The 690-nt window shown below is 57.1% G+C and carries 1 protein-coding gene; it reads left to right on the top strand.

The window, feature by feature from the left end:
- Positions 1 to 16 precede the first annotated feature (16 nt).
- Positions 17 to 690 (top strand): hypothetical protein (locus tag A3730_RS25375; RefSeq protein WP_156501357.1); only part of this gene is annotated, 674 nt, incomplete at its 3' end.

The following is a 690-nucleotide window of genomic DNA, read 5'->3' as shown; positions in this document are numbered from 1 at the left end:
GTCCATGTTGAAGATCATGGATGGTCGGTCCGAAGTGAGCTGGAGTCATAGTGACCCCGACAGCGCAGATGTGCTGATGATTTCCTGCGATCAAACGGATGAAACTCAGCGCTGGGCTCGCAGCGACAAGCCGCGCATTGTCGTATACGACAGTAATCAGAAAAAACCGGCGTCGCCGTTTGTTCTACAGCACCCCTTCCGGGTTATGCAGTTGTTGTCTGTACTCGACGAAGTGGCGGGCACCTTGGCGCTCGAAGGGCCGTCGGTACCCCAGCCCCATTCGCCCTCACAGGGTGTCGTGTCCTCTTCCACCGTATCCAATAGCGTTTCCCCTTTCTGGTTATCCCTGCATGAGGTGGTTAATGGAAACGTGTCTAACCCGGCAGGGCTGCTGGTGTCGTCGTCGCCACATGGTTTGTTGTATTTCAAACCGGCGTCCCAGCGTTTCTATGCCAGCAAGGCGCTGTTCCGCCAGTTGGCTGCCGCCTCTGTAGAGTTGGGCCCCCTGACGCCGACTACCGAGGTCGTGTCGGACGAGATGGTCGCTTGCCCGCTGTTTTCTCTGTGTTGGATGGTGTCCCGCTACAGCGCTACGCACTTGGCGCCCTGGATGAACCCTGAAGGGGCCTTTCATCTTAAACGGTGGCCCAGTTTTGGCACGCTGGAAAAAAGCCGTACCCACTTGTCACT

The organism is Alcanivorax sp. HI0044 (genome assembly GCF_001634945.1).
This window is presented reverse-complemented; position numbering and strand designations above follow the sequence as displayed.